This is a genomic window from Paracrocinitomix mangrovi (assembly GCF_019740355.2).
Lineage (GTDB): Bacteria > Bacteroidota > Bacteroidia > Flavobacteriales_D > Crocinitomicaceae > Paracrocinitomix > Paracrocinitomix mangrovi.
In genome coordinates this window covers 1,556,632-1,582,529 of sequence record NZ_CP091819.1, presented here as the reverse complement: position 1 = coordinate 1,582,529, position 25,898 = coordinate 1,556,632, and the positions used below count along the sequence as shown (strand labels likewise).

Genomic DNA, 25,898 nt, shown 5'->3' with positions numbered 1-25,898 from the left:
ATCATTGAATTAATAAGAGAGTAACCTTTAATTATGAAGCTTAAATTATTATTACTATTTCAAGTGATTTGCTTAGTGACATTTTGTCAAATTGACTCGTCATTTAATGTTTTCAATGATTCATCAGGCTTTTATAAAATTGCAATTCCTAGAAAATGGAAAGTGATCCCATACAGCAATGGCGGGGTTTCAGCTATTCCAAATAAAACTATTTGTCCAAATAATTTTCCAGCGAATATGTTCATTAAACTTTATAAAAAAAAGAAAACAATCTCAAATTATGCCAATGAGTATTTTGAATCTCAAATAAAAATGAATATTAATTCAGAAGTGAAGATTTTATTTATAGAAGATATAGAAATCTCTGGATTGAATGCAAAACGTTATCGATATAAAAAAATGTGGCTTGATGTTCCCGTTCTTGGAAATTTAATTCTCTTCAAATACCAAAATAAAGTAATTCAAATTAGGCAATTTTGGGAAGATTGTGATGATAGCAATTATGAAAATATTTTTGAAATAATCATGAATTCTATCTCCTTCAACTAGTAATTTTGATGTTCAAGATTAATGTAAATGAACTATTAACCAAAAAAGCCAATATTTATTCACCCAGCTCCGCAGTAGCTATGCTGCTGCGGTCAATATTAAACATTTTACTTAAATTAACTCTATCAAACAGGGAGTTAAACATACTATTAAAAAGAATGGTTCTTATTACCTTACTTTAACAATTGTTGAATGGATAGATGTATTTACAAGAAAAAATCATAAAGACGCAATCATTCAATCACTACGATATTGTATTGAACACAAAGGATTGAACGTTTATGCCTATTGTTTGATGACAAACCATTTACATTTGATAGTTAATTGCAATGAACCTTTCGAGTTGAAAAATACAATTCGGGATTTTAAAAGACACACTGTAAAGCAAATATTGTTTCAAATACAAAATGAACCCGAATCGAGGCGTGAATGGATGATGGAACTTTTTTTTTAAGAGGAACGGAACAAATTATTCTCAAAATGAGAAAATTAAATTTTGGAAATCGGGAAATCATGCAATCGAATTGTATTCGGAAAAATTTGTTTGGGAGAAGATTAACTATATACATAATAACCCTGTTGAAGAAGGATTTGTGACCAAAGCTGAGCATTGGGTGTATTCATCAGCTTCAAACTATTGGGACGGTAATGGGATTCTTGAGAAAGTATTTTGTTTACCCGGGATGTTGATTGAAACAAAGTAAGTGCAGCAGCTTTTGATTGACGAAATAGACGCAGCAGCACAGCTACTGCGGAGCGGGGGGCGTATTAATTATTAGTATACTCTAATAATTTAGGGCAGTATGTACATTGAATTTTATTGCGCAGCTCAGTGTCATATATTAACATGTCCTCATAACTATAAATACCATCATATCCTTTAGAAATTAAAACTATGCTATCTATAGTTATTTTATAGTTAAGCCGATAAAATTCCAAAATAGGTATTAATGAGTCTATTTCAGCCGAGTTCAAGCTACTGTCAATTGGTAAAAATATTGACTCCTCAGTTTTAGTGTCAACAATAGTTTTTATATGCTTAAATTCCCAAAATAATTTAATTGTGTCATTTTGTTCAGTTGAAAAAAAAGAAGAATTTTTCTCAGGACCGCAACCAAATATTGTAAATAGAAACAATAAGTATATTTTTTGTCTTTTCATCATTAATGAATTATTGAATAAAAATCTATTGATGTAAAGCCCCTGCTTCTAAGGCAAATAACCACCTAAAATTATCGTTTTCCCTGAAATTTAGACATTTTCCCTCAACTTTAAGGAGATTCTCTTTTATAATTACTATTCCTCAAAACACTCTAAATCAACCAATTACAAAGCTTTGTTACTTTTTCTTTTAACTGTCATTTAAGGTTTAGAAACCAGATTGTGATGGCCGTCGCAGCAATTAAAACCTAAAATTATGGCAGGAGGAAAAGAAACCCCTAGACAAAAGATGATTGGTATGATGTACCTCGTCTTAACTGCTCTGCTTGCATTAAATGTAGCAAAGCAAATAGTTGCGGCATTTGTAACACTAAATAATAAACTGGATAACAGTGCCGAAATCATTGATATCAAAGCCAAAGATGCTTATAGTCAAATAGGACAAAAAAAAGCTGCAGTTCAAGCCCTTGAAGGTGATCTAACTGAAGTGTTGTTCTGGGAGCAGAAGGCGTATGAAATGAGAGATCAAACAGCTGAATTAATTGGATTTTTATTAGGAGAATGCAATGACATGATCTACACCGCAGAAGGTGAAGATTGGGTTGAAAACAGAGATGAAAATGGAAACATTACCCAATTAAGACCATTAGATGATATCCAATCAATGGATAATTATGATATCCCCACTAATATGTTTGTTGGAGGTAATCCTAATGAACCTAATGATAGAGGTTTGGATTTAATCAATAGGATCCATGCATACAGAAATGCAGTCACTTCTTCAATGGGAACATATAAATACGGAGGTAAGGATTATAGCTTTACAGCTCCAGAAAATTCAAGTGGTTTAGCAGATGCTTTTAAAACAGCAAATCCAGTGGATACATCTAAAATATCTCAGATGTATAAAACACTAACCATTCCTGAAAAATTGTATTCGCATGGAGAGGAGGAGTTGATGCCATGGGTATCTGTAATGTTTGATCACGCGCCAATAGTTGCTGCTGCAGCAATGTTTACATCCTTAAAATTAGATGTTAAAAATGCTGAGTCAATGGCAGCTGCTTATTTTGTTTCCAAGATTGATGCACCAATGTTTGATTTTAATAAAATTGAACCAATGCCAATTGCACAAACGGCATATATTAATCAAGGTGATTCATTGGGTTTAAGAGTGATGATCGCAGCCTATGATACCAATGACATTGCAGTAATCAAATACGGTATTGATGGAGACACAATTCCTGAAAGATGGAAAGAAACAAAAGGAGGCTTAAGTTTATCGGGTCAATCTCCGGGTGAACATAGAGTGAAGGGTGTTATTGGTGTAAATGAAAGAGGTGACAGAACCTGGAGGCCATGGGAATTTAATTATACCGTAGGTCAACCAATGGGAGTTGTTGCTCAGCCTGAAATGCGTGTGCTTTATTGGGGATATGACAACGTTATCGAAGCTACCGGTTCCGGTTTTCCATCTGAAAACATTTCAGTTTCTACATCCGGATGCAGAATTGAGCGCAAAAATGGAAAAATGCTTGCTAAGGTAGAAAGAGGAACCAGAAGAGCAACCATTGGAGTAGTGGGTAGAAATGAGGATGGTACAACCACCAGTTTAGGTTCATTTGAATTTAAATGTGTTCCGTTACCCGGACCTGAACTAACCATTGATGGTGCAATTAATGGTTCAGATATTCAATACGTTCAAGGAAAGAATTTTTCACAAGTCCGATTGGCTTATGACGAATCCATTACCCTTACCGGTGTTAAGTTTGATATTACTGGAGGTGAGATACGAGTTGAAGGAGTAGGTGGAGCTAAAAAGATCTTACCTGGTGGAAGAATTAGTTCAGATGCAGGTAGCATATTAAATCAATGTAGAGGAAAAACCATTTCAGGAGAAGTATCATATAGAGATCCTTCTGGAATAACCAAAAGAGAGTCTTTTAGCTTTAAAGTAAAACGTTAATAGTAACCACAGTCAGTCTTCTCGTTATTTGTTTTGAAAAGTAATACGAACACTGCCTCATGGCAGACCCAAAACGAATTTTATGAGAAGACTGATTTTTTCAGCTCTTTTGGCGACATCTTGTCAATTGAGCCTAGCACAAAGCAATGACATTAACGGACCCATCAATACTCCTGCACCCGGAGTTCTGGATGGAGTTTATATTCAAGAACATATTCCTACTAAGAAACCCCTGGTTTATGAAAGTGTAAGTGAAAGGGATGTGATGTGGAGCAAAAGAGTATGGAGAGCCATTGATTTAAGGCAAAAAATGAATCATACTTTATACTATCCTTTAGATGATATTCAACCTGGAGATGAAATGGTGGGTGAATGGAACTGGAAAAAAAATAGCACGCGTTGGAGCCTTTGGACAGTGTTGTTACATTTTATTCTCAAAGGAGACATCACTATGTACTCTCCCTATAATCCGGATTGGGTTGATTGGAAAGATGGAGATCAATTCAAATATCCAATTACAGCAGAGCAATATGGTTCATCTATCAAAGGGAATTTTTACACAGATTCTGTTTACAGAGACTTTATTAAAGAAGGGTATTTTGGATACACAGACTTTTTCTCGCCAAGAGTTGTTGTAAAGTGTGTGCTCGATCCAACCATAGATTCAATGAATACTAGAGGAGAAGTGGTTTACTATCCCAGAGAATATTTTTGGTATAAATCTGAAGATATCGTCCAATATCACATCAAGGAAGATTGGTTTTTTGATAAGGAAAGATCAATTGTTGAGCCGAGAATTATAGGAATTGCACCTTGTGTTTATGAAAAAGATCCTGATGGAAATATTATAGGAATGAAAGAGCTGTTTTGGGTGTATTATCCACAAGCAAAGTATAAACTTCAGAACTTTTTTGTTCAAAATCGTCACAATGATGCTCAAAGAATGTCATTTGATGATTTGTTTCAAAAAAGAATGTTCCAGAGCTATGTAATTAAGGAGTCTAACATTTATGATAGATTCATTAATGAATACAATGCAGGGCAAGAAGCATTGCTTGAATCTGAAAGAATTGAGGAGAAAATTTCCAATATGGAACATAACTTATGGAGTTTTTAATCAGATGACATATTTAGTTCTTAACTTTGCGCCGATTTATGGTTACAATCGGCGCTTTATCATATCATTTACCTCAGGGGTATTTATACAAAGACATCTCATTATTTATTGATAGAGGTGATAAAATTGGATTAACCGGAAAAAATGGGGTTGGTAAATCAACCTTGTTGGGGATTATTTCCAAAAGAATTCAACCCTCAGCAGGTACTGTGGCTCATGAAAAAGGTATCACATTAGGATATCTGACACAGGATATTGAAATTCCAAAGGACATAAGTGTTCGTGCCTATATTCAAAAATCCAATGAAGAAGTAGCCAAATTACAAGACAGATTGGATTTTGTAAACAGTGAGTTAACCACTCGTACAGACTACGAATCTGATGAGTATGCATCATTGATTGAAGAGGTTACAGAATTGAATGATCGCTTAACTGTTTTGGATGCTTTTTCTTTAGATGAAAAGATTGAGCAGGTGTTGAAAGGGTTAGGTTTTAAGAGAGATGAAATTGATAATGCCATAGGAAGTTTTAGTGGAGGTTGGCAGATGAGAGTGGAGTTAGCAAAACTTTTGGTGAACAATCCGGATGTTTTACTAATAGATGAGCCTACAAACCACTTGGATATTGTGTCTATTCAATGGCTGGAGAATTATTTAAAAAACTTCAAAGGAGGATTGGTGTTAATTTCTCACGACAGACGTTTTTTAGATAATGTTACCAATCGTACAATTGAAATTGCGAATCAAAGATTGTATGATTATAAGTGTAATTACTCTAAGTATTTAGTATTGCATGCAGAGGAGATGGAGCGAGTAATGCAGGCTAAAAAGAATCAAGACAGAGAGATTAAAAGAACAGAACAATTAATTGATAAATACAGAGCAAAAGCTAGTAAAGCCTCGTTTGCTCAGAGTTTGATCAAGAAATTAGAAAAAGTTGATCGCATTGAAATTGACAATATTGAAAGAGCCGCTTTTAATGTGAAATTTACACTCTCCAACCCTTCAGGAAAGAGAGTTTTGGATATTAAAAAATTATCAAAAACATACGGAGACAAAAAGATCTTTTCCAATTTGGATGTATTGTTGAGTAGGGGAGAAAAGATTGCTTTGTTGGGGCCAAATGGAGTAGGTAAATCAACCTTGATTAAGTGTATTACTAAATCAATTGATTTTGACGGAGAGGTTGAATACGGTCACAATGTTTCTATCGGTTACTTTGCTCAGGATTCAGCCGAAACACTTGATCCTGAAAAAACTGTATTTGAAACAATTGACGCCATTGCCAAGGGAGAAAAACGTAAGGACATCAGATCTATTTTAGGTGCTTTTCTTTTCAGTGGTGAGGATGTAGATAAGTATGTAAAAGTATTATCGGGGGGAGAACGTACAAGGTTAGCGATTTGTAAATTGTTGTTTGCAGATTTTAATCTACTCATCATGGATGAGCCTACCAATCACCTAGATATTCAAAGTAAAGAGATATTAAAGGATGCTTTGAAGCAATATGAAGGAACTTTGTTGCTGGTTTCTCACGACCGTGATTTTTTAGATGGTTTGAGTAATATGATTTGGGAGATTCATCCAACAAGCATCAAAACACATTATTTCGGAGTCAACGAATTCTTGAAAAGGTTTGACGGAGAAGAAATAAAAAACAGTAATCCTGCAAAGGAAATTGTAACTGAGAAATCTGAAACAAAACAAGATTACCAGGCGACAAAAGAAGAAAAGGCTCAGTTGAGAAAATTAGAAAGTGCCATCAAAAGTGCAGAAATTGAAATTGAGATTTTAGAAGCTGAAATAGCTTTAAAAACAGCTGAATTAGAAGCTGCCGGTTACAGTGAAGATACTAGTTACAGAGAAACTGCTAATACGCTAAAAGAATTGCAGGAAAAACTGAATGAACAAATGTCAATTTGGGAAAATTCTGCTGATGAATTAGAGCAGCTTAAATCCTCTTAAAATCTGATTTAATACTCAAAATTGGGCGCTCAAAATAATTGTAGCTGATATCCGCCATTAGCCACGCAATTAAAAAACTAACAGCCCCAATGATTAATTGTATTGGAAGTGAGTTTAATTCTACACTCAAGGACAAGACAGAAATCACGCAAAGTACAATACAGATCGAGCTATAAACAATTAATCCATAGCTTATTTTTCCAAGTCTACTGAGCAATTTATTCCTTCTGAATTTTATGTAGGAGTGCTTACAATAGGTTTGTTCCAATACAACAAAACCAAAGAAAAATGAAGTGATAATCGGTACGATCACTGAAAAATACGTGTTCGCAAGAAACAAATAACCTACTAGAATACTTACAATTCCAATACCGTATACGATTAAAAGGGTGCTTTTTTCAACTTGCTTGATAATATCCACCAATCTTGGTTCTTTTCGGGCAGTGTTTGCTATTAAAGCACCAATTCCTATGGGAATCCCCATGCTTAAAGTGTCAAAAACATAAGGTTCATTTAAAAGTATGTGATACAATCTTGCTGCAATTCCTATCCCTATCAAACCATAAGCGATATATTTAATTTGCTGTGAAAAGAATTTTAAAACAAGTCCCCATACCAGGTAGAATTGCATAAACATATACAGTGTTATCAAGACTCCCAGATATATAAAATGCTCTGAAATTTCCACTCCTCCATAATTGGGAGTCATCAGCAAAAAGTATTTTATAGAAGGGAAATTAATCGGTGTTAATTTCAATGTAGTGTGAATCCAAGGATGAATGATAAAACCAAAAATAATAAGTAGTCCCATTAAAGGAAGCATCCTAATTAATCTTCGAATAAAAAAGTACTTTACTGAAAATCTTTTGGTGTACTTGTATTCTCTGAGTCCTTGCGCGGTAATCAAAAATGAAGAAAGGAAAAAGAAAAAATCTATACTATTTTGAGCGATATAACCACTGATTCCTGCTATGTCAGAGATAAAAGTATTTTCTTTTGTATCAACGGCAAAGAGTACACATGAAATATATATCGGTACAAATGCAAAGAATCTCAATGCATCTAAATCTTTGTATAGTAAGCGTTTATTTGTACTCATTAGCTGGATGATTATACTGATTTTGTTGAGTTCTGGTTACATAAATATCTAATTTGGTAACACTTTTAATTGAATTAACAAAAAATCAATCCTGCTGCCATTCTATTCATTAAATTTGGGGTCATGAAACTAAAAATCATTCACCTTTTAATCTTGTCAATCCTTTCGGGTTTGATGTTAGGTGTTGGTTTTCCTTTTACCGGAGGTGTTTTTCCTTTGATGTTTATAGCTTTTGTTCCATTGTTGATTATCAATCATCAACTGAATGAAAACAAGCGAAAAGGAAGAATTTTAATTCGTTTTGGATTAAACTATTTAACCTTTTTGATATTCAATGCAATCACTGTCTGGTGGATTTATTATGCATCTGAAGAGGGTATGTATATGGCCGTTTTTGCCAATGCTTTACTTATGGCATTTGTAATGGGATTGTTTGGTTTTTTAAGTCGCCAATTAGAAGATAATAGAGGATTGTTTTCATTTTTTGTGCTTTGGCTAGGCTTTGAACACGTTCATTATTATTGGGAATTATCTTGGCCATGGTTGAATATTGGACATGTTTTTGGCACATCTCCTAAACTAATTCAATGGTATGAATATTCCGGTGTAGCAGGTGGAAGCATGTGGATTTTAATCGTAAATATTGTTGTTTACATTATTATCAGAAATGTCTTTTTCAAGAAGGAGAGCTTGAAAATACAAACGCCAAATATCTTGTTCCTTGGGTTAAGCATTGTCATTCCAATTGTAAGTAGTTTAATCATTTATTATAACTATGAAGAAGAGGAAAATCCGGTAAACATTGTAATTGTTCAACCAAATGTAGAAGCGCATACAGAGAAATTTTACACTCCGGTTGAAACACAATTGGCTAAAATGTTCAGTGCTGCAGAAAGTGCCATTAATGATCAAACAGATATTGTGGTGCTGCCTGAAACGGCTATTCCATGGTCAAAAAATGAAGAAAATTTAGAATTTCATCCACATATTTTAGCGGTAAAAGAATTTATAAAAACACATGGAGATATTCCATGGATAATAGGGGCAGATACCTATAAATTGTTTGAAGGAGAAAGAGGTATAGCTTGTAGGGATTTAGGAAATGGTAATTGTCAGGAAAATTATAATACTGCTTTGCTGGTACAGTCAGATATGCCATTGCAGATTTACCATAAATCGGAATTGGTACTTGGAGGTGAAAAGCTTCCATTTTTAGATATGTTTCCATTTTTAGCTGAGTACTCAGTGGAATTAGGAGGAACAAGCGGTTTGCTTGGAATAGGTGAGGAGCCAATTAATTTTGAAGCTAAAGGAGTAGATTTTGCACCGCTTATTTGTTACGAATCCGTTTATGGTGACCTAACTAGTCGTTTTGTTAGAAAAGGTGCGGGAATTATTTGTGTGATTACCAATGATGGTTGGTGGAGAGATACTCCGGGATACAAGCAACACAGAATGTTTTCACAAATTAGAGCAATAGAAAACAGAAGGTCTGTTGCTAGATCTGCTAACACAGGAATTTCATGTTTTATTGATCAAAGAGGAGAGATAATTTCAGAATTGGGATGGAATGAATACGGAACTTTGTCTGAATCAATCAATAAAAATGAAGAGTTTACTTTTTTTACAAAATACGAGAGTGTAATTGGTAGATTATCATCTTTCTTGTCTATTGCCATGGTTTTATTTGGGTTAATGACAAGACTCAAAAAAGTGGAATTCGTAGATAAATATTTCACAAGAAAGTAGCTTACTCCCTTTATTATTGACAAATTTGCAGGCCTAAATTTGGTGAATTATGACATTTTGTGACACAATGTCCTAATACCTTAATTGGCAACCTTTTTGACAATGTGTAATTAAAATATTTTTGGAATGGCTAGAAAGAAAGATAAAACAGACGAAATAGACGAACAAGAGAATGTAAATGCTCAAGAAGAGCACACGCAAAATTCAGATGAAAATTCTGAGCAATCCGAAAATAAATCAGACAATTCATTGGAAGCACAATACAAAGAGTTAAACGATAAGTATTTGAGATTGTATTCGGATTTTGACAATTTCAGAAAGAGAACTATAAAAGAAAAAGCTGATATCATTGGCAGTGCCAGTGGTGATGTAATTAAAGAATTGTTGGAAGTGTTAGATGATTTTGAAAGAGCAATTGCCAACAATGAGAATATTTCAGATCCTGAAGCTTTAAGAGAAGGTTTTAAACTGATTCAACATAAGTTAAAGCATAAGTTAGAAGCGAAAGGATTGGAGCCAATGGAGGCTAAGGGAGATGTGTTTGATGCAGATAAGCATGAGGCAATTACTCAAATTCCGGTCTCTGATGATATGAAGGGTAAAGTTGTTGACGTAATTGAAAGAGGATACAACTTGAAAGGGCATGTTTTAAGATATGCTAAAGTAGTAGTAGGACAATAAGCGTATACTAGAAGATGAGTAACAAAAGAGATTATTATGATGTTTTGGGCGTAAGCAAATCTTCTGATGAAAAGGAGATCAAAAAAGCTTACCGTAAAATTGCATTAAAGTATCACCCGGATAGAAATCCTGACGATAAAGAAGCTGAAGAAAAGTTCAAAGAAGCTGCTGAAGCCTATGAAATTTTGTCTGATCCTGATAAAAGATCAAGATATGATCAGTTTGGTCATCAGGGTGTGAGCGGTGCTGCCGGTGGCGGAGGTGGATTCGGAGGAATGAATATGGATGATATCTTCGATCAGTTTGGTGATATTTTTGGTGGCGCTTTTGGTGGTGGGAGCAGAGGTGGCTTTGGAGGCGGAAGAGGTCAAAGAGTTGCCAGAGGTTCAGATCTTAGAATCAAGATCAAATTGACTTTGAAAGAAGTTGCTACCGGAGTTAAAAAGAAGATTAAGGTTAATAAGCTGGTCAATGCAGAAGGTGTAACCTATAATACTTGTAGCACTTGTAAAGGGCAAGGAAGAGTAATTAGAGTAACTCAAACCATGCTTGGTGCAATGCAAACGCAAAGCACTTGTCAAACTTGTAGAGGTACCGGTAAAATTATTAGCAAACGCCCTTCAGGGGTAGATGCTCAAGGTCTTAAAAGACAAGAAGAAACTGTAGAGATTAACATCCCTGCAGGTGTTGAAGATGGAATGCAATTGAAAGTAGGTGGAAAAGGTAATGCCGGTCCTTTTGACGGTGTTCCGGGAGACTTACTTGTAGTGATTGAGGAAGAAAAAAATGATACACTTCAAAGAGATGGATCAAACCTGCATTTTGAGGCATATGTGTCTTTTGTGGATGCGGCTTTAGGAAACAGTATGGAAGTTCCACTGGTTGAAGGAAGAGCAAAAATTAAAATTGAACCGGGTACGCAAAGTGGTAAAATGTTGCGATTAAAAGGTAAAGGATTACCAAGTGTTCATGGTTATGGAACGGGAGATTTATTTGTTCATATCAATGTGTGGACACCTAAAAAACTTAGTTCAGATGAAAAAGATATTCTGGAAAAACTCGGAGAATCTGACAACTTCAAGCCTAAACCTGGCAAGAAGGAACAAGGATTCTTTAGTAAAATGAAGGATTTCTTTGCAGGATAAAATTAAAAAAGGAGCATGTTAAAATGCTCCTTTTTTGTTTCATTATTTTGATGCCTCTTAATATCTAGGCATTGCATTTTCAGGTTTATTTTCCTTACTGTAAATGTCAAATATCAACATGATTTCATGACTTCCGCTTGAATAGTTTTTCAAAGCGCTAAAACTGTAATCATATGAATATCCCATTTCTAACATTGGATTAATTCTGAATCTCAACATTGCAGCCAGGTCATTTGAAGTTCGATAGTTTAATCCAAATCCAAATCGTTTTTTCACAACGAACATAGTGCTTAAATCCAGTTGGAAAGGAGCACCTGATACATGTTTGAATAACAAAGATGAGTTCAGGTCAAACTTGTCACTAATCTCCCAAGAATATCCACTGTGCAAGTAAAAATGCCAGTCAGAGAAATCAAATGATGTAGAGCCCGAGAATTCATTGTCATATTCAATGGTGTTCTTCAACAGATTTGGCAAGGCAAATCCAACATAAAACTTCTTGGTTCTGAAATATGAACCAAACTTAAAGTTAGGCATTGCCAGGGTTGGTGTATTTGCTTGAAATTCAGGATCAGTAATGATGGTTTCTACTTCTGCATAATCACTTTGTGATAATCTCAATGTAGCCGATACACCAAAAGATAGATTTGCCTTGTTACTTAGCTTTAGCGTATATGCATAAGCTGCAGATAATTCTGTGTTGTTATTGACGCCAATTCTATCGTTGATTACTGTAAATCCTAATCTATTGTTTAAACCTCCAACAGGAGAGTTGAAATTGAACCCAATCAATTGTGGAGCACCGTCAAATCCTGTCCACTGATTTTTGTAGAATACAGATCCATTCATGTTATCATACATCCCCATGCTAGAAGGGTTAATGAACGGTTGATGCATCATGTATTGAGTCATGTGAAATCTACTTTGTCCAAAGCCAAATGAAGCCATGAACAATGCTGTAATTACGCTTAAATTTTTCATCATTTTCATAAGGCTAATTATTTTTTAATTTCAATTGATCCGTGTAAAGGCTCCATGGTGTCATCCAATTTCAAAATATAGAAATAGGTACCTGTTACCACTTCATCTCCGGAAATTGTTCTTTTTCCTTCGGCCTGTCCACTCCAATTGTTGTTGTATGGAGCTGCTGTGTAGATAATGTCTCCCCAACGATTGAAGATGGTGAGCTCATTGTTTGGATATGCTTCTAGTCCTTCAATGATGAATATTTCATTTGTTCCGTCTCCGTTAGGTGAAAAACCACCCGGAACAGTTAGTTCAACTTCATCTGATATGCTGATACGAACTACTGCTGTATCGCAAATTGAAGAGCAGAAAACATCACAAATGGCATATACTATTGAATCTTCACCTACATAGCCGCCAAATGGTAAGTAGTCAATTGTTCCATCATTTTGAACCGAACCAACACCGTTCGAAGCATTTTGTATTATTACTACAGTATTTGGATCACCATTATCATTTGCAGTAACATCAATGTTGACTAAAGCTCCAACTGCAGTTGATGCAACGTCATCTTGTGCATCTACAGTAGAAGAACTTTGTACATTCACAGTAATAGATCCTGAAGTTGTACATCCATTTCCATCAGTTAAATCAACAGTATATGTTGTTGTTGCAGTTGGCGAAACATCTATGCTGTTTGTTGTGGCAGTTGTAGACCACAATAAGGTTCCTGAACCGGTTGCCGTTAAAGTAACTGATTCACCTGCACAAATGTTTTCATCTGCCGATACTGCCAATGAAGGAAGTGCATTAACATTGATAGTTAAAGCTTGTGCTCCACCAATGTTGGCACATCCGTTAGCACCTTCTGAAATCAAATAATATGTGGTGGTTGTTCCAGGCGTTACATCTAAAGGAGAACTTCCTAATAAATTTCCGCCAGTTGCTGCATCATATACATTGTATGCTGCTGCTCCACCTCCAGAACCTGTAAGAGTTACCGTTGTTCCGGCACAAACTGTACTGTCATTGGCTTCAAAAGTAGGAACTGTAGGAGCTGTCAATACTTCAATGTCTTGCGTTAACATGTCTGAACAGCTACCACTTCCTACAGAATATGTAACAGAAATCATTCCTGATAATCCACTTGGATCAAAAGTGTTTCCGCTTACACCTGTACCACTCCAGTTTCCACCAGTACTTCCTGTAATCAAAGTAGTTAAATCCAATGGCACATCACTTTCACAAAGTGCAGAAGGTTGTGTCCAGGTAGCTGTAACAGATGATTCAACTGTAATGTCCTGAGAAACTGAAGCCGGACAAGTAGATCCAACATCATAAGTAATTGAAACTGTAGATCCTGTTAATCCACTTGGATCAAAAGTTGTACCTGTTACTCCTGTTCCACTCCAACTTCCTCCAGTATCACCTGTGATTAAAGTGTTTAGGTCAATTGTTCCTCCACCTTCACAAACTGTTCCAGGAGAGGTCCATGAACCATCTGATGAAGCATTTACTGTGATCGATTGAGTGTCTGTACCTGTACATCCCGATTGCGTAACAGCATATTCAAGATTAATGGTTCCTGCTCCGGTTGCTGTTAGTACATCCGTTGCAATTGTTCCAGGACCACTGGTTACAGACCAGGTTCCTCCGGCTGGAGTACCAGTTAAATTTAAAGTAGCGCCTTCGCAGATGGCTGCTGAACTACTGGTAATTGATGCAGACGGAATGGCGTTAACAGTTACGGTAACAGAGACACATGTAGTTGTGTTACAAGTTCCTTCTGCACGAACGTAATATGTTGTAGTAGAAGTTGGACTAACACTTACACTGTTTCCTGATCCTACAGATGTTCCTCCACATGATCCTGAATACCATTCCCAGTTAGCTCCTGTTCCCAAAGAACCACCACTCACTGTTAAGTTGGTACTGCTTCCTTCACAGATGGTAGATTGTGAAGCATTAATGCTGGTAGGAGCAGTTGAATTTGAGTTTACGTTAATCGTGATTGATTGACACGAAGTAGTGTTACAAGTTCCTTCTGCTCTCACATAATAAGTGGTTGTCGTAGTTGGACTGACAGCAACACTGGTTCCTGAGCCAACAGATGTGCCACCGCATGACCCTGAGTACCATTGCCAGTTGGCGCCTGTTCCTAAAGATCCACCTGAAACTGATAGAGTAGTACTGCTTCCTGAACAAATTGGATTGTTGGTAGCATTGATACCTGTAGCTGCTGTTGAATTTGAATTAACAGTTACTGAAGTACTAACACAAGAAGTTATTCCACAAGGTCCTTCTACTCTTACATAATATGTTGTATTTGATGTTGGAGAAACAGAAACTGAAGGTCCTGTACCTACAGGTGTTCCTCCACAGCTTCCACTGTACCAGTAATAATTGTCTCCAGTTCCCAATGAACCACCAACCTGTGTTAAAATGGTTGAACTTCCGCTACATACTGTTGTTGTTCCTGAAATAGAACTAGGAGCAGTAGCAGAAGATCCTGCAGATTCTTCAATTAGTAATATTGTGTTTGATGAAGATCCGGTTAAAGTACTTTCATAAAGTGCTCCACCTCCGGGATTTGTAGTTGGGAAGTTGATACTTGTAGTAGTAGGTGAAAAGAACTGTTGGTAACCACAAGAATTGGCAATGGTTGCCGGTTCAATTTTTCTACCATAACAAGATTCATTGTTAGATCCACCGTAATAAGTTGACCATTCGTTAACGCCTCCAGATGTAAATCTCATCAAAACAAGATCACCTGATCCTGCATTGGTTCCTTGATTATAAGAACCTGATAAAGTTTGAGTAGGGAAGTCAGTTGCAGATGTGTATCCTATGGCATAAATATTTCCACTGTTATCAGCTGCGATACCGGTAATTGAAGCATCTGCTGTTGTACCTGCAACGTATGTTCCCCAAGTGTAGACACCTGTCGAACTGAATTTTTTAATGAATCCATCTGTACCTCCGGATTGCAAGGCTCCTAAGAAAAATGCTCCTCCTCCGGGATTGGCAGTTGGCCAACCAGCTCTTGCCATTCTACTAGCCACTAGAATATTTCCTGAAGGGTCTGTTGAAACTTCAGAAACTCTGTCTAAATCTGTTCCACCAATAATAGTGGCCCATGTAGGCTGCATTGAAGTATTGAATTTGGCAATATATTCATCAATTCCTCCTGAGATCGTATTGCTAAAATATGCTCCTCCACCAGGGTTTAACAAATATGGAGATGCCGGGTCACTTGATGCTTGACCAACTAGAATCATGTTTCCGGATGCGTCAAAGGTAAGGTCAGATCCTTGTCTGTATCCACCGGCTGAAGTATTACCACTATTAAAATAAGTACTCCATTCCAAGACACAGTTTGAATTGAATCTTCCTAAAAAGATATCCTGACTTCCAACAAATGTTGAGTTGTTATAAGCTCCTGAAAGGGTAACTAGCGGAATGTCATATCCACTGAACTGATATGTTTGCCCAGTGAAATAAACTTTAGTTCCGTTACATTTGATTCCGTTTATTCTAATACCTGCACCACCTGTTGCTGCATTGGTATGTTGATACAAGGTTCCCCATTGTCTAACACCATTTTGATTGAACTTAATGATAAATGAATTATCTCCACCTTTTAGATTGGAATCATCTTGGTACCAAGCTCCACCAACTCCGGATGACTGTGTAGGGAATGATGTAGGGTTGCTGTTAGCATATCCTCCCAGATAAATTCCATCATTGTCATCAACATCAATAGTTTTACCGTAGTCACCTCCTGTTCCGCACAAATAATCTCCTTGATCGCCACCATAATAAGTAGCCCATTGTAATGAGTGATCACTGTTAAATCTTAATATAACAAGGTCAGATATTCCGTCTTTTGTTCCGTCAAAGTATTGACCGCTTCCTGCATTAACTACTGGCCATGCAGCTGAGTAAGTTGAATAAGCGATATACATATTCTCTGCAGAATCATAAGCCCCGTTACAGTGAAAATCTGAACCTCCACCATTAGCAAAATACGTTGCCCAAGTAACAGTAGGGTCAATCACAAGTGTTTTAGTTTGATCGTAATCATCAATTTTAAAGTTGACAGCTTTTTCTGTCAATTCAAATTCACTTTTGACAATCGTTTCTTCACCTTGATAAAAAGTAACCGGTTCGTTGTCTTTAAAGGGACCAAAATCATTGGCGACATTCAAAGCACCTTCATTAAGTGATAAATCATTTGCACCGCCATAAGTGAATTGGATGTCTGAGACATTTCCACCGGGATGAACAATGAATTCATATTTCAATTGACCATCAATGAACTTGTAGGTTAAATCAATATTTGGGTAAACTTCTTTGTAAGTGATTACATCATAAGATGGAACGTTGATTATTCCATCAGGGCAATGAGGCAAGTAATAGTTTGAAAAAGATCTTAGAGGGGTTCCGCTTTCAGCTTTTGCTTCCGCATTGGAATTAATCAATCTAAAATCTAATCTGTAGAAATAGATGTTTTTACCAATTTCATTAAAATCACCTCTGTCATATGCAGCTTGTTCTTCTTTTGTGTAAGAAGACTTGTCTTTGTCAAATGATCTATAAAAGTGATAAACAATTCCGGATGGAGTAAAATAAGCATTTGCTCCAGGGGTTTCTAGCTTGAAATCTATGCTATCCAGTACTTCGTATTTTTCATTGGCAATTTGTCCCAGGTTTGGTGTAAAACCATTTGTGGAATTAAAATTGATTTGACCAAATACTGCAAAAGAAAATAGAGATAAGCAGAGTGTAGAGAGTATTCTCATAGAAAGTCAATTTTGAGTTAAAAAAACAAATAGTTGTATTACAGCCTAATAGATAATTAAAAGGTGTAAAAACGTGTGTAATCCTGCTTTAATTTAGCAAGAAATTTTAAAAAAATGACTTTCTGTTAAAAATTTAGAAGAAGTAATTACCTGCTTCTTTTGAGTTCACAACAAGAACAGGAACACCTTGTTTATTGGTGATAATGTTCTGAGCAAATGAATCAAATTGTGGCAATAAGCTGTCACTGTGATATGCGAAAGCAATTAAATTTGCTCCTGCTTTAGTTGCATAAGTAACAATGTCAGATGAGTACCCTTTGTCCTTAGGTAAGACTTCTGTATGATAAGCGATACCTGCTTCTTTTAACTGTTTAGATATAAGACCACTATGGACAGCTACTTTTAGTTTAAGGTTGGCATCAACTTTCTTTTCTGTCAATACATGAACTTCAGACTTAAACATTTCAGCTAAACCTGCAGTAACTTGCTCAATTTGCAAGCTCTCTTGAGTTTCATCCAAGGGAACTACAATTTTGCTTAAATCCATTCCTGTGAATTGATCCTGAACCACCAAGAAAGGAACATGTGTTGAAGTAATTACTTTAAGCGCGAAACTACCAAACATTTTTTGCTGTAAACCTTTGGAACCGTGAGTTCCCATGATAATAAGAGATGCTTTCAATTCAGAAGCAGTACTGGCAATATCTGTAAATATTGAACCTGATTTGATGTGATAGCTTAATTCAACACCAGCAGGTTTATCTTTTACTCCACTAATAATTTTTTCAAATTCTGCTTTAGCTTTTGATTCTGCTTTTGCATCTTTTACAACGTGCAAAAGAGCAACATTTGCGTCCATACCGGCAGCTAAATTCATGGCATATTTTAACGCATTATCCGCAACTGTAGTAAAATCATGCGGTACAAGCAAACATCTCTTTTCCATAGTAGGTGGTTTTGTGGTAAATATATAAATTCTGGAAAATGAACGGGTAAATCTATTAAAGACTTATTAACGATAATTTGGTTAAAGGTATTGTCTCATAATTTACAAAACATTTTAAAGCAACGCAAATATTAGTTTAACCAGCCGTCTCTATCTAAACTTCTGAAACTTATAGCTTCAGCAATATGATTGGCTTTAATTTTATCACTTCTATCCAAATCTGCTATTGTTCTTGAAACTTTTAAAATTCTGGCATAGGATCTTGCGGAAAACCCAAGTTTTTCCATTGCAGTTTTGATCAGTTGTTTACCCTGCGTGTCTATCTTACAATATTTTTCAATCATTTTAGCTGATAGTTGGGCGTTGTAGTGGATGCCTTTCATTTCTTTTAGTCTCAATGCTTGTAGTTCTCTGGCAGCCACTACTCTTTTTCTTATTACAACACTATTTTCACCTTTTCTTTCATCAGACAATTCATCAAATTTTACTGCAGGAACTTCTATGTGTAAATCAATTCTGTCCATCAAGGGACCCGAGACTTTGTTTAAGTATCTTTTTACGATAAATTCCGGATCTGAATTGGGATCATTAGGATCATAAAAATTACCGGAAGGAGAAGGATTCATTGAAGCAACTAACATAAATCCGGAAGGATATTCTACGGTCATTTTAGCTCTTGAAATTGTGACAATTCTATCCTCCAAAGGTTGTCTCATCACCTCTAAAACTTGTCTTTTATATTCAGGAAGTTCATCTAGAAAGAGAATCCCATTATGTGCCAATGATATTTCTCCCGGTTTCGGATTTGATCCTCCTCCTACTAATGCTACATCACTTACGGTATGATGAGGTGATCTAAATGGTCTATTTTGCATTAAACCTGCGTTAGAAGAAATTAAACCTGCAACTGAATGAATTTTGGTAGTTTCCAATGCCTCATCAATTGTTAATGGAGGTAGGATAGAGGGTAATCTTTTAGCTAACATAGTTTTACCTGATCCTGGAGGTCCTACTAATAAAATATTATGACCACCTGCCGCAGCAATTTCCAATGCCCGTTTGACATTTTCCTGTCCTTTTACATCTGAAAAATCTAATTGTTGGGTGTTAAAATCTTCTTCATTTAAGGAGGGTTTATAAACTGCAGGAGTAAGTTTTGTATCGCCATTGAAATAATCTACCAGCTCTTTGATATGATCAATTCCAAATACGTCAATCCCTTCAACAATGCTTACTTCATTTTCATTTTGTTTGGGTAAAATAAATCCCTTAAAACCCAATTCTTTGGCTTTAATGGCTATGGGTAAAGCTCCTTTTATTGGCCTTAAACTCCCTTCCAGTGATAATTCACCCATGATGAGATAATTCTCAACCTCTTCAGAATTGATTTGATCTGAAGCTGCCAATATTCCCACGGCAATTGTTAGGTCATAGGCAGAACCTTCTTTTCTAATATCAGCCGGAGCAAGATTTACTGTAATTTCTTTTCCTGGGTATTTGAATTCTGCATTAGAAAAAGCAGCTTTAATTCTTTTGTGACTTTCCTTTACCGCACTATCAGGTAATCCTACCATGTGAAAATTGATGCCTCTACCAATATTGGTTTCTACAGTAATTGGAATCGCCTCAATGCCGTATACAGCACATCCATACGTTTTAATTAACATAAATAAAATTTTAATGAATTAATGCGCAGGCGAGTTACTGCAGAAACAAATCTATGAAAAGATTATAAATTAATCAATAAAAAGACTAAAAAATAATCAAAATTATATTTTAACACCCATTACACAAACGTCATCTATTTGTTCCATACCTTGTTTCCACTCAAAAAACTCGGTAGATAGGAGTGATTTTTGCTGCTTCATATTGTGTTGGCTATTGGCTAATAATAGATCTTTAAATCTTTGATATTTATATTTTTTACCTCTCGGTCCACCAAACTGGTCAGGATATCCATCTGAGGTCATAAAAATCATGTCGCCTTTTTGAACTTTTAATGAATGAGTAGTAAAAGAATCGGTAGTAACATAGCCCCCAATAGGCTGTTTGTTAGGTTTGATTTCTTCCATTTGATCAGAACCATTTCTAACATAAAGCAAATCATTGTTGGCGCCGGCCCATTTAATTTCCATGTTCTTTTTGTCAAATCTGCAAAATGAAATATCCATTCCGTCATTAACTGTGTGGCCTTTTCTTTCAAATTGATTGATTACAATATCTCTGGTGTGATTTAAAACTTCTCCCGGATCAGTAATGTTTAATTCGTGCAAAACTTTTCTTATTGCATTAGAGCATACAATAGAAACCATTGCTCCGGGTACTCCATGACCAGTACAGTCTGCAACAGAGAAAAATACATAATCACCTACTTCTTCCAGGATATAGAAATCTCCAGCTACAATGTCTTTAGGTTCATACATTAAAAATGATTCACTGAAGTGTTCATCAAAGTCTTTTTCTGCCGGTAAAAATGAGGCTTGAATCCTTTTGGCGTAAGTGATGCTGTCTGTAATTTCCTTTTTTTGCTCAATAATCTCATCTCTTTGCAAGGCTAATTGCTTATTTGTTCTGGTTTTGAGTCTATTTCTGTTGATCATGAAAAACAAACTCACCAACAAAGTGAATCCGATACCTCCACCTATTAAAAATTGTCTTTCTTTTTCGCTTTTAGTTTCAATTCTTTCTTGTTCAATTTGAATATCTTTTAATTCTGCTTGTTTTTGCAACAAGGCATTTTCAGCCTCTTTTTTATCTGCCTCGTATTTTGTAATGGCATCTTCAAATGCAGCGTCCGATTCAATTTTATTTAAGCTGTCATTGTATTGTTTTGCAAGAGAAATGAAAGAATATGCCAATTGATAATTCCCATTTTTACTATAACATTTAGCTATCATTTCAGACCTTTTCGTTTGTTCATATAAGTCACCCAAACTGTCTGAAATTTCAAGTGATTTCATAAATGAATTAGCTGCTTTACTATACAAATTTTGGGCATATGCAATTTCACCAAGTACGAAAAATGAATTTCCAATACCCTCTGGATATTCAACTTCTTGACAAATATCTAATCCATCTTTAGCATGTATTTCTGCTAAATCATATTCACCGGCCTCAACATATAAGGAAGCCAAATTAGCTCTTGCATTTCCTGATGAAGGTGAATAATAATTGTATTTTGTGTGGATATCAACCGCTCTTTTTAATTGTTGAATAGCTGTTGTTAGGTCTCCCATATAATAGTTGCACCAACCAATATTTGCCTCTGTTACTGCCCAATCAGAATAGTGTTCTTCCTGGGCCAAATGGTTAATCAGCAGATCTTTTGCTTTTAAATAATAAGACAAGGCTTCTTCATTTTTATCACGATAATAGTAGAATGAAGCTAAGTTGTTGTATGCACCTGTTAAGGAAACATAATCTTCAGATTTTTCTAGAATATCAATGGCTTCTAAAGTGTGTTCAAGGGATAATTTATCTTTTCCTAAGGCATCTTCAATTTGACCTAAATCCGTCAATAACATTGCTAAGCTCTTGGTGAGATTATTTTTCTGAGCTACATCAATGGCTTCATAAAGCATTGCTTCGCACTGATCATATTGTCCTTGATAATAAAGTTCAATACTCAACAAATTTGCAGTAGAAACTAATTGTCTTGGATGTTTGCCCGCTTTGGATTGATCATATGCATCCTTTAAAAGCTCTTTATATTGATCTGGCGCATCAAATTCTAAAGCTTTAGCTAAATGCAGAATGTTATTGATTTTATTGGTGTCATTCTCAGGATAGGCATTGATTAGTTCTCTTAAACTGTCTTTGTCTAAATCTTGTCCAAGACAAATGCTTGACGCAAAAAGGAATATATAACACCAAAGAGATTTCATGGGAACGAAAATATATAAATTTTGATGGGGTAAACAGCAGTAATAATAATTGAAAAAAGTGTTTTTTCGACGAACGACTTAATTTAACCGAGTATTTCCACTGATTTTATCAAACTATTATTCTAAACAGTTTGATGCTCATCTGATTATTCATAATAATTTTTATTTTAGAGCTGAACTAATCAAATTAAATTATGTCAGTAGTAAGAGAATACAAAGAAGGTAGAGTATCGGATATTTATGATGCAGACACAGGAGCTGTTGTAGAATCAGTAACTGGTCCAATTGAACCTACAGATCCAAGACATCCTTTTGAACAAAGGGGAGCTCAAATTGAATTTAGAGTAGGAGATGTGGTAACTTTTTTAAAAATTGGTTTGCCAAACGGAAGAGTAATCGTAAAAGAAGTTGGTAAAAAGAAATAATGTTATGGGCCACTTTCATGTTAAAGTGGCCTGTTAATTTTTTATTATGGCAAATTTCAAATTTAAATATGGTGTAGTTACCGGTATTTCCAGAGATGGAATTGAAATAACAGAACAAAACACTAAAAATTTCAAAATCAAGAATAAAAGCTGGTGGGTTGAATGGGTAGATCCATATAACACCATGCCAATGGGTACAAGAGTTTCATATATTGAACCCAAAATTGCCGGTGGAAAAGCATTTATCAGAAATATTGAGAAGAGATTTGAGTAATCTACTTCTCTTTAGGAATTCCAATTACATTAATCTCTTTTGATCTGATTAACGCATTATACGCAGGAATTTCTTCATTCAATATTTTATACCATTCTTTTAGCAGTAAGTCAATTTGATCAGTTAACTCTTTGGCAACAGCATACATTTGTTCCGTAGGTCTGTCATTGCTCATTTTGGCCAGTGAAGCAATGTGCGCCAATTTATTATTCAGCATAATTGGATAATTCAACATATCCTGATTACTCTTTAGCTTAGTTTGATACAATTGCCCTTCAATTTCTGTTAAAATATTTTCCAGGTCATTGCCTTTTTGAATTACATCTTCTTTTGACTTGTCATCACCAACCAACTCATTCATTTTAGCAATTTGCTGTTTGATCAAACGCATATGCTTAATGACTTTGTGAGTTTCATCAAGTTTGTTTCTTATGCCTAGTAAAAACTTGAATTTATCTCTCAAATCTTGATCGGTTCCTTCACTTCTTGGATCCCTGATGATGTCAAACTTTTGTGTAAATCCGTAAGCTTTCCCGTTTTTCTTTATTTGAACACCATAGGTTCCCGGAGGTGCCATAGGACCTTCTAAAGTTCCCCACCAAAGCAGTAATCCTTCAAAATCATCTGCTTTTGGATATTTCATATCCCAAACAAATAAATTAGTTCCCTTTTTTACTTCAAGTTTGCCTTCATCACTATTTGGATAATTTGAAAAAGATCGAATCACTTTATTTTCAGGATCAAGAAATTCAAGTTGAATGGTATCTTCTTTTTCAACTTCTTTTTCCAAATAATAATGAACCCTCACTCCTCCGCTATGATTTGTTCCGGCAGTATTACTTGTTTTAGAAGATCCTCTTAAAGCATAAGCGTTTTCAGGTTTGTACAAATGCAAATCCCATGGCTTTTTATCCAGGTATTGATGGATTAAGTGCAGATCGTCTAAAATCCAAAAACTTCTCCCCTGCGTTGCAACAATTAAATCATTGTCTTTTATATGTAAATCGGTGATTGGAACTATCGGTAAATTTTGCTGGAATTTTTCCCATTTTTTACCGTCATCAATTGAAATGTATAATCCACTCTCAGTTCCTGCGTATAATAACCCTTGTCTTTTTGGGTCGGCTCTAATTACTCTTGTAAAGTGTTCTTCTTCAATTCCGTTTACAATTTTTTCCCAGCTTTTACCATAATCTTTGGTGTGGTACAAGTATGGTTTGTAATCTCCCATTTTATAACTGGTTGCTGCCACGTACAATCCTCCTTTGTTAAAAGGGTCAACTTCAATACTGTTTATCATTGACCATTCAGGTAAATCAGAAGGTGTTACATTTACCCATCCATTACCTCCGTCAGTTGAACGTTGAATCAGTCCGTCGTCTGATCCTGTCCACAATAAGTCTTTTTCATAAGGAGATTCAACTGCAGCAAAAATTGTACAGTAATATTCAACACCCGTATTGTCTTTAGTAATTGGTCCGCCAGAAGGTCCTAATTTGCTTGTGTCATTTCTAGTTAAATCAGGGCTGATTACTTTCCAGCTTTCTCCTCCATTTGTTGAGACATGCAGATGATTTGATGCCGCATATAATTTTTTAGAATCATGAGGTGAAAAGAATACAGGGAAATTCCACTGAAAACGATATTTCATTCCTTCAGCTCCATAACCGATTGGGTTGTCCGGCCATACATTGATTGATCTGTTTTGATCATTGTCATGATTTTTTCTGGTTAAAAATCCTCCATAACTTCCTCCATAAACTATGTCATCATTTTCTGGATCTACGGCTATATGTGCGCTTTCTCCTCCGGCAGTTGCTTCCCATGCTCCTCTTCCTATTTGTCCTCCTGATACTCTGTGTCTAATTCTAATTGTTGAATTGTCTTGTTGAGCCCCATAAACTCTATAGGGAAAAGAATTGTCTGTGGTAACTCTGTAAAACTGAGCTGTAGGTTGATTGTGATAGGTGCTCCAATTATTACCTCCATCAAAAGTAATCTGTGCTCCTCCGTCATCTCCGATAATCATTCTTTGAGGATCTTCAGGAGCAATCCATAAATCGTGATGATCGCCATGTGGAGCATAGTGTTGATTAAATGTTTTACCACCATCTGATGAAACATGATAAGCTACGTTCATAACATATACCTTGTCTTCATCTTTTGTGTCTGCATATATTCTGGAATAATACCATGCTCTTTGTCTTAAATTACGATCATCATTTGTTTTGGTCCAGGTTTTTGCTCCGTCATCAGATTTGTAAACACCACCTTCTTTGGCTTCAACAATTGACCATACTCTTTCAGGGTTTACAGGAGAAACGCTAATTCCAATAATCCCCAATGTGCCTTCAGGAAATCCTTCATTTTTTGATATTTCGGTCCAGTTTTCACCTCCATCAGTTGTTTTCCAAAGGGCTGAACCTTCACCACCACTAGAAAAATCGTAAGGACTTCTTCTGACATTCCATGTTGAAGCGTATAAGATATTTGGATCTTCAGGGTCCATTACCAAATCCACAGCACCTGCATCTTTATTGCTAAAAAGTACTTTGTTCCAATTTTTTCCGCCATCAACAGATTTGTATACACCCCTTTCTTCAGTTGATTTGTATAAGTCTCCTAAAACAGCAGCATAAACAATTTCAGGGTTAAAAGGATCAATACAAATTCTAGGAATATGTCTTGATTTTTCTAATCCAATGTGTGTCCAACTTCTTCCTCCATTCACAGATTTATACATTCCATAACCGTAAGAAACATTTCCTCTCACTGTTACTTCACCACCTCCTACATACAATACACTGTTGTTTGATTTGCTTACCGCTATTGATCCAATAGATCCGCCAAAGTATCCGTCTGAAATATTTTTCCAGCTATTGCCTCCGTTTTCGGTTTTCCAAACTCCTCCACCTGTACTTCCCATGTAAAATGTCATAGGTTTTCCCGGTACACCGGTAACTGCTGCTGATCTTCCTCCTCTGAAAGGACCTATGCATCTAAATTCTAATGCATTTGAAATTTGTGAGTAAGACGTTTCTTGTGCAATCGAAAGAATCGTAGAAAAAAAGATCAATGCAAAGCTCAAATATCTCATGTGTTGATTTTTATAAGAAGACTAAAAATAGTAATTTGATATAATTCAATGCGGAAAATGATCTAAGTCATTA

At 35.7% G+C, this 25,898-nt stretch carries 19 protein-coding genes; 11 read left to right on the top strand and 8 right to left on the bottom strand.

From position 1 onward, the window contains the following. Positions 1-33 precede the first annotated feature (33 nt). From K6119_RS07065 to K6119_RS07055, 3 genes are all read left to right on the top strand, one after another. Positions 34-549, top strand: a complete 516-nt coding sequence (locus tag K6119_RS07065) for a hypothetical protein (protein ID WP_221837340.1) — start codon at positions 34-36, stop codon at positions 547-549. Positions 550-664: 115 nt separating this feature from the next. Further along, positions 665-1,003, top strand: coding sequence for a transposase (locus K6119_RS19455; protein WP_336246118.1), 339 nt, complete (start codon positions 665-667; stop codon positions 1,001-1,003). A 70-nt stretch (positions 1,004-1,073) separates the two neighbouring features. Next, complete coding sequence (locus tag K6119_RS07055) at positions 1,074-1,253, top strand: hypothetical protein (RefSeq protein ID WP_237828123.1); 180 nt, start codon at positions 1,074-1,076, stop codon at positions 1,251-1,253. Positions 1,254-1,317: 64 nt separating this feature from the next. Here K6119_RS07055 and K6119_RS07050 read toward each other — a convergent pair whose 3' ends face one another. Further along, on the bottom strand, positions 1,318-1,713 hold the full coding sequence (locus tag K6119_RS07050) for a hypothetical protein (RefSeq protein ID WP_237828122.1): 396 nt from the start codon (positions 1,711-1,713) through the stop codon (positions 1,318-1,320). Between the two features lie 253 nt (positions 1,714-1,966). On the opposite strand from K6119_RS07050, the gene K6119_RS07045 reads away from it, so the two are divergent. The 3 genes from K6119_RS07045 (at position 1,967) to K6119_RS07035 (ending at position 6,757) form a co-directional block, all read left to right on the top strand. After that, on the top strand, positions 1,967-3,676 hold the full coding sequence (locus tag K6119_RS07045) for a GldM family protein (RefSeq protein ID WP_221837334.1): 1,710 nt from the start codon (positions 1,967-1,969) through the stop codon (positions 3,674-3,676). 82 nt (positions 3,677-3,758) lie between these two features. Further along, positions 3,759-4,793 carry a type IX secretion system ring subunit PorN/GldN gene (gene porN, locus K6119_RS07040; RefSeq protein ID WP_221837331.1) on the top strand — a complete coding sequence of 345 codons (1,035 nt, stop codon included), beginning with the start codon at positions 3,759-3,761 and terminating at the stop codon, positions 4,791-4,793. Positions 4,794-4,831: 38 nt separating this feature from the next. Further along, positions 4,832-6,757, top strand: coding sequence for an ABC-F family ATP-binding cassette domain-containing protein (locus K6119_RS07035; protein ID WP_221837329.1), 1,926 nt, complete (start codon positions 4,832-4,834; stop codon positions 6,755-6,757). On the opposite strand, the gene K6119_RS07030 is transcribed toward K6119_RS07035, so the two are convergent. Beyond that, a complete protein-coding gene (locus tag K6119_RS07030; RefSeq protein WP_221837326.1) occupies positions 6,744-7,856 on the bottom strand; it encodes an acyltransferase family protein in 1,113 nt (370 codons plus the stop codon). The genes K6119_RS07035 and K6119_RS07030 overlap by 14 nt on opposite strands. Before the next feature lie 123 nt (positions 7,857-7,979). On the opposite strand from K6119_RS07030, the gene lnt reads away from it, so the two are divergent. The 3 genes from lnt (at position 7,980) to dnaJ (ending at position 11,431) form a co-directional block, all read left to right on the top strand. Then, positions 7,980-9,605 (top strand): apolipoprotein N-acyltransferase, encoded by a 1,626-nt coding sequence (gene lnt, locus K6119_RS07025; protein ID WP_221837323.1) that lies wholly within the window; start codon positions 7,980-7,982, stop codon positions 9,603-9,605. Between the two features lie 126 nt (positions 9,606-9,731). Beyond that, positions 9,732-10,286: a nucleotide exchange factor GrpE gene (locus K6119_RS07020; protein ID WP_237828121.1), complete on the top strand. Its 555-nt coding sequence runs from the start codon at positions 9,732-9,734 to the stop codon at positions 10,284-10,286. A 14-nt stretch (positions 10,287-10,300) separates the two neighbouring features. Next, entirely contained in the window at positions 10,301-11,431 is a 1,131-nt protein-coding gene (dnaJ, locus tag K6119_RS07015) for a molecular chaperone DnaJ (RefSeq protein ID WP_221837320.1), read from the top strand. Between the two features lie 57 nt (positions 11,432-11,488). Here the strand turns inward: dnaJ and K6119_RS07010 are convergent, their stop codons facing one another. From K6119_RS07010 to K6119_RS06990, 5 genes are all read right to left on the bottom strand, one after another. Beyond that, the gene (locus K6119_RS07010; RefSeq protein ID WP_221837317.1) at positions 11,489-12,412 is read right to left on the bottom strand and encodes a PorP/SprF family type IX secretion system membrane protein; all 924 of its coding nucleotides are present in this window, start codon (positions 12,410-12,412) and stop codon (positions 11,489-11,491) included. A gap of 17 nt (positions 12,413-12,429) precedes the next feature. Continuing rightward, positions 12,430-17,199 (bottom strand): DUF7948 domain-containing protein, encoded by a 4,770-nt coding sequence (locus tag K6119_RS07005; RefSeq protein WP_221837314.1) that lies wholly within the window; start codon positions 17,197-17,199, stop codon positions 12,430-12,432. Positions 17,200-17,332: 133 nt separating this feature from the next. Continuing rightward, on the bottom strand, positions 17,333-18,145 hold the full coding sequence (locus K6119_RS07000) for a universal stress protein (protein ID WP_221837311.1): 813 nt from the start codon (positions 18,143-18,145) through the stop codon (positions 17,333-17,335). Positions 18,146-18,276: 131 nt separating this feature from the next. Further along, the gene (locus K6119_RS06995; protein WP_221837300.1) at positions 18,277-19,812 is read right to left on the bottom strand and encodes a YifB family Mg chelatase-like AAA ATPase; all 1,536 of its coding nucleotides are present in this window, start codon (positions 19,810-19,812) and stop codon (positions 18,277-18,279) included. Between the two features lie 102 nt (positions 19,813-19,914). Then, positions 19,915-22,029 (bottom strand): tetratricopeptide repeat protein, encoded by a 2,115-nt coding sequence (locus K6119_RS06990; protein ID WP_221837280.1) that lies wholly within the window; start codon positions 22,027-22,029, stop codon positions 19,915-19,917. A 194-nt stretch (positions 22,030-22,223) separates the two neighbouring features. Here K6119_RS06990 and K6119_RS06985 point away from each other — a divergent pair, with 194 nt between their 5' ends. Together K6119_RS06985 and K6119_RS06980 are read left to right on the top strand one after the other, a co-directional pair. Continuing rightward, positions 22,224-22,454 (top strand): hypothetical protein, encoded by a 231-nt coding sequence (locus tag K6119_RS06985; protein WP_221837279.1) that lies wholly within the window; start codon positions 22,224-22,226, stop codon positions 22,452-22,454. Positions 22,455-22,500: 46 nt separating this feature from the next. Beyond that, complete coding sequence (locus K6119_RS06980) at positions 22,501-22,728, top strand: hypothetical protein (RefSeq protein WP_221837277.1); 228 nt, start codon at positions 22,501-22,503, stop codon at positions 22,726-22,728. Between the two features lies 1 nt (position 22,729). Here K6119_RS06980 and K6119_RS06975 read toward each other — a convergent pair whose 3' ends face one another. Further along, positions 22,730-25,825, bottom strand: a complete 3,096-nt coding sequence (locus tag K6119_RS06975; RefSeq protein ID WP_221837275.1) for a WD40/YVTN/BNR-like repeat-containing protein — start codon at positions 25,823-25,825, stop codon at positions 22,730-22,732. Positions 25,826-25,898 lie beyond the last annotated feature (73 nt).